Raw genomic sequence first — 8,713 nt, forward strand, 5'->3', positions numbered from 1 at the left:
CGCGGCAGTCTTCCTCAGCTTTATCGGAATTATCTTTAGGCTTCTGTTATTTCCATATTATTGATAATACTATTTAGTACTGCTTTTACTAATTAACCAAAAAAGCCCAACACAATAAACGAGGTGGTGCTGTGCGTAAAATGCCCGAAATTAGCTATGTACGCAATAATGACGTTTCGATCGCTTACTCTCGTTGGGGGCAAGGCGAGCAAGTCATTTTGTTTACCCCGCCGCTTGTAAGTAACGTCGAACTAATGTGGGATTTAGCAGAGTGGGAACGAGCGTTTGATTGGATTGGCCAACATTGTCAAATGATATTGATCGACAAACGGGGCGTTGGTCTTTCTGACCGGGTTCTAGAGCCGTCAACGCTTGAAGAAAATGTCAGCGATGTGCTCGCCGTTATGGACGCCGAAAACCTGCAATCTGTGAATATAGTTGGACAAAGTGAAGGCGCTGTGATCGGTGTGGCCCTGGCCGCTAACCATCCTGATCGAGTAAAAAAGCTTTGTCTTGTCGGGACTCTAAATATTGGCTTTAAACGTGAAATTCTCTCCAGCTTCCTAAAGGAAGGAGAGCAACTCAATACCGCTGTTGAAAGTAGAAAGTTCTGGATTGAATTGATTAGATCATGGGGGCAATCCAATAATCTACGGTTGAAAAAATTCGCTCCGTCAGTGGCATTAGATTCACGTGTGGCGCGCTGGTGGTCCAAGTTTGAACGCCAATCCAGCAGCCTGGGTGCAATGGCAGCAATGCTGCGAGGATTTGATAATCTAAACATTGTTCATTTAGCGAAAAAGATCGGAGTACCAACTCTGGTCTGTCATTCAGTTGGCGATCTGGTCGCACACGTTGCTTGCGGCCGGGCCATTGCGTCTATTATACCGGGCGCGAAGTTTGTCGAATGGCAAAGTCCTGACCATTTGTGGAGTTTTACCTCTAATTGGCGAGAGTCTGGAAACGACCTTCTTGAATTTATTACTGGCTCACGCCCAGGGACAGGTGCCCGCAAACAAATGGCTACAGTCTTGTTTACGGATATTGTCGATTCAACAAAACACGCCGGTGAACTTGGCAATAGCGGATGGCGCAAGATAATGGAATTACACAATTCCATAACGGCCGCGCGGGTGGCAGACCACGGCGGAGATGTTATCAAAAGCACTGGCGATGGGACATTGGCAATTTTCCCCGATCCCATTTCTGCCGTATCCGCTGGCCTCGAACTGTCACGCGACATTGAGTCTACTGGTGTTTCCATCCGCGCTGGCTTACATACTGGGCAGATAGAAGTCCACGATGATGGTGATATTTCTGGTATCGCAGTTAATATAGCGGCACGCGTTCAGGCTTTAGCAATAAGCCGAGAAGTTCTCGTATCCCAGACAGTAAGAGACATGCTTATGGGTTCTTCGGTAATCATGAGCAATCGCGGAGAGCACCAGCTAAAGGGTGTGGACGGCATGTGGCGGGTCTATACGGCGAGTTTATAACCGGCGTCTCCAAGCGCTAGAGAACTTCCGCTTTGGGTCATTAGCAGACGTTCAGTAAGGTGTCTCCACACGTCCGTTAAGTGCCATAAGCAGACATCTACTGTTTTCGGAAACTAGTTTCGCTATTTGTCAGGAAGTAGCCCCAAACTGCCAGTTGACGGAAATCCGCTGAGAAACCGCTGCATTTTTCCAACGTAAATATATCAAAGGGTTATAACTAGGATGCCTCGTTGTTGAGGCAAATCCGGTGCCAGCGGTTTGTACTCATTCAGGAGAAAATCACGACTTTCTATTTTGCCAGACCATTGATAATCGGGCAATCAGGTCGGTCATCTCCACTGCAGGTCTCGGCAAGGTGAGAAAGTTCGTCGTGGAGAGAGTGGAGTTCGACTAGCTTTTCTTCGATCTCCGCGATCCGGTGTAGAGCGATGGCCTTGACATCGCGACTTGATCGACCCCGGTTTTCATAAAGGTCAAGGAGCTCTCGGCATTCCTGCACTGAAAATCCGAAGCTTCTGGCACGTCGGGTGAAAATAAGTTTGTTTATTTCCTTGTCGCTGTAAAGACGGTAGCCCTTATCAGTGCGCCCGCTTGCCTTAACGAGATTGATGTCTGCGTAATAGCGGACAGTTTTTGTCGGTAAATTAGTTGCTTTCGCAGCATCGCCAATACTGTACATATTTTTCCTCTTGACCTTCCAGTAACTGGAAGCCTTACAAATTTCCTTAAGTAAGTCAATTCACTAAAGTATACGAGGTTAGAATGAGTTTCGCAGATACTGTTGTTGGAATTAGCTGGAACTGTCGGCATACTTGGAGGCGCGCCTCCGCCAATACTCTTTGGTGCCTACTTGGTTGTTCCATTGGTGACATGGGGACAATCCTGTTCTTTCAATTTACCGGGATACCTTGGCCGACGCTTGCTATTATGGTACTGGCTATTATCAACGGATTGTTGACCTCCATCGCCTTGGAAACAATTATTCTTTCGCGGCAAATGGTGCTCAATTTGGCGTTTAAAACCGCTATTGGCATGTCCCTGATTTCAATGATCTCAATGGAAGTTTCCATGAATTTTATTGATTATCTTTTAACGGGCGGTGCGCGGCTCACGCTTTGGGTTCTGCCTCTTATGTGGTTCGCCGGATTCATAACACCACTTCCATACAATTACTGGCGCCTGAAAGCATTGGGCAAGGCTTGCCACTAAGGAGAATTCGATGAATTTATCGGGTAATAACAAACTTTTTGCCATTTTGATTGTGGCTTTGATTGTTGCGGGAGGCTACTTCTGGCTCACTTCTGGTCAAAATGAAAATAAGCCGGGAAGCCCACTTGCTGCTGTCGAAGTACCAGTATTGACGGCCAGGGCGCAAGCGGGCAACAAAGCTTTTGATACTAATTGTGCTTCCTGCCACGGTATTAATGCAGCAGGGCGGGATGGTAAGGCGCCTCCACTCATTCACCGGATATATGAACCTAATCATCATGGCGATATGAGCTTTGTCATGGCTGCAAAGAACGGCGTACGTGCACATCATTGGCCATTCGGAAATATGCCACCAGTGGGCGGCATTACGAAGGCTGAAATAGAAAATATTATCACTTTCGTTCGTGAATTACAGCGTGCAAATGGGATAAATTAGGGGCCATTTATACTAAGTGGATTAATCGGAAAAATGAAGACACCTGAAAGGACAGAATTACTATCCCTTCAGGCAATTGACGTCGTTATTCTGGCGGATCAGAACATTATGAATAGGCACTAGTTGGATATTAACAATTTTCGTTATGATGGCCCGGCCCGCCTAATAAATTTTTGGGGATTTAACGTGCGCCTCAAACGGTATTTCGCCCCTGGAAAGACGCAAAACCAGCTTGATTTTTTCATGAATTGAAATTGGCTCGGTAAAGCCGGACATCTTGATGAATATATGAGACGTCGTCAGATTAAGAGTTTCTTCTCGGCCGAGGGAAATCGAATCCAACTCCACATAATTTGTGTCATCAATCCGTACCAAGATTGCGGACTCCCCATTATTTGGGCCTCCGACACCGAGAATTGTCAGGTTGCTTAAGGCCTGATTAGTAATTCGAAAACTCAAGACTCCGGTCTTTTCGTCCTCTTCAAGTTCGAGATGAGCGTCATCAATTTGGGCCGTCTGAAAATCAGCGATCAAATTATCTGCCTGAGCGGCGGTGATAGTGCTGGTCATCAAACCAAAAAAAAGGAAAGTAATAAGTAATTTAGCCATTGTAGTTTCCTATATCTTGAAAATACAGCATCCGGAAGGAACTTCAATATTCCTTCCGGCTTGCTGCGTTATGTTCACATCCTGTTAAAACATCAATTTTGCGCCTATAACCGCAAACCATATATCGGCGCTTTCACCTTCAGCCTCGACAAAGTTGGCGGTCTGTCCGAATTTGCGCTCGTAGACGACACCGACATACGGGGAGAAGGTGCGATCCCAAACATCGTAGCTAAGCCTCAATCCAGCCTCCACACTATTTACGCCAGAGCCAACGCCGATTTCCGGATCACTTGAAAAAGCGACATCTACACTGGCCGAAGTTGTCAGGATCAGGTAATTGGTGAGAAGCACCGGATATTCGGCATCAAGATCAGCAGAGAAATCGCCTTTCTCACTCAAAAACAAGTTAGTATCGACCTCAAACCATTGAGGGGCCAGGCCGCTTAAGCCGACAGCCGCATACCACCGGTCTGGCCCTTCAGGGCTTGTATACCTCACCCCGCCCTTGATATCCCAAAAGTCAGAGATCGGAGTTTGCAAAGATAGTTGGTTAGAGAGGGTTTCGAATTTTTCAATATTCAAGTCATATTCCCCATTGCCTTCCCAACGCAACTTCAGTTCATCTGTTCCGACGAAAGCATCGCCGTCAAATGCGAAGACCTCTTCTCCACCTTCACCATAGCGATACTCAAACTCCTCCATTTGAAAGCCATAATAGATATTGGCTGGCTCTTCTGCGGTAGCCACGGCAGGAAGCAAAATACCTAAGCTAATAACCACTTTTGAAAAGCCTCTCGCAAAAATACTCATTCCAAACCTCCTGCTTCAGGTGTGGTATTGCTTGCAGATTTCGGGCCGCCTTCGACTACGATCTTGCGGAACATGCCCGCGTCCGCATGATATGATAGATGACAATGGAATGCCCATTGACCGGCCGCATCTACTTCAGTCTCGGAATAGACGGTTGTACCCGGCGCGACACTAATCGTATGCTTGGCCGGGTTCCATTTACCCGCACCGACATCCAGGATGCTCCACATCCCATGCAAATGCATCGGGTGGGTCATCATGGTCTCATTAACAAACTTAAAGCGGACTCTTTCTCCGTATTGTAGTTTGACCGGTTCGGCATCTTCATACTTCACACCATTTATTGACCATATATAACGCTCCATATTACCAGTAAGGCGCAGTTCTATTTCTCGAGTCGCCTCGCGATGCGGGTAGAGGGGTTTCTGTGCCTTCAGGTTCGCGTAGGACAGGAACTTTCCACCGTCAGCTGCAGCTGGTGCCAACCCGCTTCCACTGGCATAGAAATTATCCTCATCAGATCCCATACCTTTCATATTGGAATGGTCCATACCCTTCATGTTGGAGTGATCCATGCCTTCCATAGAGGAACCTTCGCTGCCTTTCATCATGGATGAATGATCCATTCCCTTCATATTGGAGTGGTCCATACCGGCCATATTGCCGTGGTCCATCCCCATATCAGCCATGGTGAGTAAGGGGCGTTCTGTCATCTCAGGAATTGCCGCCGTCATCCCCTCACGTGGGGCCAGCGTGCCGCGGGCATAGGCTGTTCTTCCCATGCTCGCACCGAATATGGTGTAAGCTTTATCTTCTTTAGGCCGGACAATGACATCATAGGTTTCGGCAACACCGATCCGAAGTTCATCCACGGTAACCGGTTGCACATGGTTTCCATCGGCCGCGACAACGGTCATTTTGAGACCCGGTATCCGCATATCGAAATAGGTCATGGCAGACGAGTTGATAAGACGTAACCGAATGCGTTCTCCGGGCTTAAACAGTCCCGTCCAGTTTTGCTCAGGCCCTTTGCCATTGATCAACGGCGTAAATCCCTGAACATCTTCAATATCGGACGCCATCATCCGCATACTGCCCCAGTCCATCCGGTCCGTAACTGTTGCATTAAACCCATTCTTACTGACGTCGGAGAAAAAATCACCGAGAGTTTGTTGTTTTCGATTGTAGTAATCCGCCGCCATCTTCAGATTCCGCATTATACGTTTTCCGGAATGAGGATGCTTATCTGTAAGCTGAACAACATAATCTCGGTCAAACCGAAAAGGTTCTTTCTTTTTGGGTTCAATGACGATCGCCCCATAAGCACCATCTGGCTCCTGAAAGCCGGAATGACTATGGAACCAGTAGGTCCCATTTTGAATAATCGGGAATTTGTAAGTGAAGGTTTCGCCGGGCTTTATTCCGGGATAACTGATTTTTGGAACGCCGTCCATTTGGTACGGTAAAATAAGGCCATGCCAATGAATAGACGTGGTTTCATCCATTGTATTCGTCACATTGATGGTGACGTCTTCCCCTTCCTTAAACCGAAGAACCGGTCCGGGAGACTTGCCGTTATAACCAATGCCTTCCTTGGTGAATTCACCCGTGTCGATTTGTACTCTATCGACTGTTAAATTATATGTCCCGGCAGATGAAATTGCCGGAAGTAAAACGGCTCCGATACTAGCCAATAGGCCAAAGCGGAAGACACGCATTATGGATTTTTTCATGTTTCGCTTCCTTGCTACAGAAAAAGAATGCGCGACCGGGTATCGAGCCGCGCAATGTCTCATTATTGGATAGTTAGCTCGCCCATCATCCCGGCGTCATAATGACCGGGGACATTGCAGGCAAATTCCAGTTCACCGTCATCGGCAAATTTCCAAAAGATCTCGGCGGCCTCTTTCGGAGCTAGCAGAGCACTGTTCGGATCGTTATGTTCCATGGTTTTCCCATTTCCCATATCCATCTTCATCATTTCGCGATTGATTTTATCAGCTTCCAAAACGCCATGTTCGACCATCATCATCATTTCTTCCTGATGAGCAGCGTGGGTTTCAGCGGTACCGATATTGAATTCATGAACAAATTCACCCGCATTGGTGATCTTAAAGAGAACGGTTTCTCCTTTTTTCACCGAAATTTCTTCTGGTTCGTAATAGTTGTCAAACATCTTGACTTCGATTGTACGGGAAACTTCCGAAGCTTCACCAGGCGCTCCGATTGCTGATTTATGCCCATGACTTTCATCATGACTACCTGCGGCAAAAGCAACAGCTGAACCAAAAGTAAGAGCAGCTAAAAGGGTGATGCTGGCGGCACTGGATAAAATGGTACGCTTAATTTTCATAATTCGATTCCTAAGCTTATCTCCGAAAACAGGGCATAAAGCGCCAAAGTGTTTTTGACGGAGAAAGGTTTAATTTTCAGTATTGAGAAATTCAGGTCATAGCAATCAGTCAGTCCTGTTCTTAGGAACAGCGACCAATAGATGCTAAATAATCGAATTAGCTGATGGGGGGGCGATCAGTGGGCAACAGATGGAGTGACGTCAGCTGCGATGCATTTACTTCGAAGAGAACTTTCGCACCGAAGATTGTTGAGGCATAGGTGAAGAACCCAGGCAATGACATTGAACATGAAGCGACACCGCAATGTTCAACGTGAAAATTCCCATCTTTTTGATGGTCTGACGTCGTGTGATTGTCAACAGAGACAGCATGATGAGTTTGAGTATCTGCATCAGCATGATGAGCTGAGACCGGCATCATGGAAAAAACACTGAACGTAAAGAACAGAGCGACGAAAAAACTCATCCCTCTCAAACGCCAGTTTAAATTTCCATTAGTGCTTTTCAAGTTTAACCCTATATTCAACGCTGATCTTCCATAACATATAAATCAACGTTCGTGGATAACAAGATAAAAAATTTTATTTCTCAACGAGCTACACGTATTCTTGTCGGCACCATACTATCGATTGTTACTTTCTTTGCGGTCCAAACAATCCCCATAGGTATGCCGATAGCCAACGACCATACTGTCAAAACGCCGTTCGCTACATCGGAAGAAATAGCAACCGGACGAATTATTTATGGTGCAAATTGCGCATCGTGTCATGGCGAAAATCTGGAAGGCGAACCAAATTGGCGATCCATTAAACCGGATGGCACAATGCCGGCACCGCCTCATGATGAAAGTGGCCACACATGGCATCACGATGATCAATTATTATTCGCTTATACAAAAGAGGGGGGACAAAGTGTAATCGGAGGCAATTTTAAGAGCGGCATGCCGGGATTTGGAGAAATGCTAACAGATGAGGAGATATGGGCGGTCTTGGCGTATATTAAAGATAGCTGGCCGGAAACTATCAGAAAACGCCAACAGAAGATTTCCTCCGCCAGAAAAGAAAAACAGTAGTAATTGACGCAAGCTGTGGAATATTTAGTGCGTTATAGTCATAGTAACAGACGGCGGTTGAACATCGTAGTTATGTCGACACCTATATTCCGTAAAAAAGTGGGCTGATTGCTACCATCAAAATAATCGAACGAAAAAGGGAATATGAAATAAAAGGCATTGCCCAGAGTGTCTATTACAAATGAAATGTCCGCTGTGGGTCATTAGCGGCTGTTTTTGATAGTTTAAAAACACGTCTGCTTTGCCCCTCAAACCGGACATCGATATTGTATTTTCAGATTCCTCAGAAATAACTTCCGTTATCTGCACAGTTTCGGACATAAACTCGCCGACCTCAAAGAGTCTGCTTTGTGCCAACAGGCGACATTGAGGGAAGATGTCTAATGTCAGCTCTGAGCCCATCTTCACCGATTTTCTGCGATGCCGCTAATGCCTGCTTTTTGGGATTTTGCTCATTCCAACAGAATGCCAGAATTTGGCTCCCATATGCCAGTAAAAATAGTTTCCACTGAACCTGAGAGGATCACACCTGTTTTTCCATCCCAACTTACGGATACAGTTCCACCGTCACACTCTACGGCAACTGGGCTACAAGCAAAACCGCGACGTATCGCGTTAACTGCTGCGCCACATGAGCATGATCCGGAGCCTTCTGGAATGCCCCCACCGCGTTCCCAAATACGCAGCCTAATGTGGTGTTGGCTTATTACTTGAACAAAATGGACATT

At 46.4% G+C, this 8,713-nt stretch carries 10 protein-coding genes and 1 pseudogene; 4 read left to right on the forward strand and 7 right to left on the reverse strand.

Going from position 1 to position 8,713, the window contains the following annotated elements:
• Positions 1 to 140 precede the first annotated feature (140 nt).
• Entirely contained in the window at positions 141 to 1,496 is a 1,356-nt protein-coding gene (locus tag V7723_RS15135) for an adenylate/guanylate cyclase domain-containing protein (RefSeq protein ID WP_335685325.1), read from the forward strand.
• A gap of 289 nt (positions 1,497 to 1,785) precedes the next feature.
• Here the strand turns inward: V7723_RS15135 and cueR are convergent, their stop codons facing one another.
• Positions 1,786 to 2,175 carry a Cu(I)-responsive transcriptional regulator gene (cueR, locus tag V7723_RS15140; protein ID WP_335685326.1) on the reverse strand — a complete coding sequence of 130 codons (390 nt, stop codon included), beginning with the start codon at positions 2,173 to 2,175 and terminating at the stop codon, positions 1,786 to 1,788.
• 83 nt (positions 2,176 to 2,258) lie between these two features.
• Between cueR and V7723_RS15145 the strand changes: the two genes are divergently transcribed.
• Both V7723_RS15145 and V7723_RS15150 read left to right on the forward strand, forming a co-directional pair.
• Positions 2,259 to 2,705, forward strand: a complete 447-nt coding sequence (locus tag V7723_RS15145) for a DUF4396 domain-containing protein (protein ID WP_335685327.1) — start codon at positions 2,259 to 2,261, stop codon at positions 2,703 to 2,705.
• Positions 2,706 to 2,715: 10 nt separating this feature from the next.
• The gene (locus tag V7723_RS15150) at positions 2,716 to 3,141 is read left to right on the forward strand and encodes a cytochrome c (protein ID WP_335685328.1); all 426 of its coding nucleotides are present in this window, start codon (positions 2,716 to 2,718) and stop codon (positions 3,139 to 3,141) included.
• A gap of 162 nt (positions 3,142 to 3,303) precedes the next feature.
• Here V7723_RS15150 and V7723_RS15155 read toward each other — a convergent pair whose 3' ends face one another.
• The 5 genes from V7723_RS15155 to V7723_RS15175 all read right to left on the reverse strand — a co-directional run bounded on the left by V7723_RS15155 (position 3,304) and on the right by V7723_RS15175 (position 7,379).
• The gene (locus tag V7723_RS15155) at positions 3,304 to 3,750 is read right to left on the reverse strand and encodes a hypothetical protein (protein ID WP_335685329.1); all 447 of its coding nucleotides are present in this window, start codon (positions 3,748 to 3,750) and stop codon (positions 3,304 to 3,306) included.
• 84 nt (positions 3,751 to 3,834) lie between these two features.
• A complete protein-coding gene (locus tag V7723_RS15160; RefSeq protein ID WP_335685330.1) occupies positions 3,835 to 4,560 on the reverse strand; it encodes a copper resistance protein B in 726 nt (241 codons plus the stop codon).
• The gene (locus V7723_RS15165) at positions 4,557 to 6,293 is read right to left on the reverse strand and encodes a copper resistance system multicopper oxidase (protein WP_335685331.1); all 1,737 of its coding nucleotides are present in this window, start codon (positions 6,291 to 6,293) and stop codon (positions 4,557 to 4,559) included. Before V7723_RS15165 ends, V7723_RS15160 begins: the two co-directional genes overlap by 4 nt.
• Positions 6,294 to 6,355: 62 nt before the next feature.
• Positions 6,356 to 6,913 (reverse strand): cupredoxin domain-containing protein, encoded by a 558-nt coding sequence (locus tag V7723_RS15170; RefSeq protein WP_335685332.1) that lies wholly within the window; start codon positions 6,911 to 6,913, stop codon positions 6,356 to 6,358.
• 157 nt (positions 6,914 to 7,070) lie between these two features.
• Entirely contained in the window at positions 7,071 to 7,379 is a 309-nt protein-coding gene (locus V7723_RS15175; protein WP_335685333.1) for a hypothetical protein, read from the reverse strand.
• Between the two features lie 93 nt (positions 7,380 to 7,472).
• Between V7723_RS15175 and V7723_RS15180 the strand changes: the two genes are divergently transcribed.
• Positions 7,473 to 7,985 (forward strand): c-type cytochrome, encoded by a 513-nt coding sequence (locus tag V7723_RS15180; protein WP_335685334.1) that lies wholly within the window; start codon positions 7,473 to 7,475, stop codon positions 7,983 to 7,985.
• A 452-nt stretch (positions 7,986 to 8,437) separates the two neighbouring features.
• Here V7723_RS15180 and V7723_RS15185 read toward each other — a convergent pair.
• A pseudogene (locus tag V7723_RS15185) lies at positions 8,438 to 8,713 on the reverse strand (diaminopimelate epimerase); the annotation flags it as partial.

The sequence above is a fragment of the Sneathiella sp. genome (genome assembly GCF_036960985.1).
Classification (GTDB): domain Bacteria; phylum Pseudomonadota; class Alphaproteobacteria; order Sneathiellales; family Sneathiellaceae; genus Sneathiella.

Excerpts from the sequence above, each read along its gene's own strand:
- V7723_RS15135 (WP_335685325.1), top strand. The coding sequence starts at position 141 with ATGCCCGAAATTAGCTATGTACGCAATAATGACGTTTCGATCGCTTAC.
- cueR (WP_335685326.1), bottom strand. The coding sequence starts at position 2,175 with ATGTACAGTATTGGCGATGCTGCGAAAGCAACTAATTTACCGACAAAA.
- V7723_RS15145 (WP_335685327.1), top strand. The coding sequence starts at position 2,259 with ATGAGTTTCGCAGATACTGTTGTTGGAATTAGCTGGAACTGTCGGCAT.
- V7723_RS15150 (WP_335685328.1), top strand. The coding sequence starts at position 2,716 with ATGAATTTATCGGGTAATAACAAACTTTTTGCCATTTTGATTGTGGCT.
- V7723_RS15155 (WP_335685329.1), bottom strand. The coding sequence starts at position 3,750 with ATGGCTAAATTACTTATTACTTTCCTTTTTTTTGGTTTGATGACCAGC.
- V7723_RS15160 (WP_335685330.1), bottom strand. The coding sequence starts at position 4,560 with ATGAGTATTTTTGCGAGAGGCTTTTCAAAAGTGGTTATTAGCTTAGGT.
- V7723_RS15165 (WP_335685331.1), bottom strand. The coding sequence starts at position 6,293 with ATGAAAAAATCCATAATGCGTGTCTTCCGCTTTGGCCTATTGGCTAGT.
- V7723_RS15170 (WP_335685332.1), bottom strand. The coding sequence starts at position 6,913 with ATGAAAATTAAGCGTACCATTTTATCCAGTGCCGCCAGCATCACCCTT.
- V7723_RS15175 (WP_335685333.1), bottom strand. The coding sequence starts at position 7,379 with ATGAGTTTTTTCGTCGCTCTGTTCTTTACGTTCAGTGTTTTTTCCATG.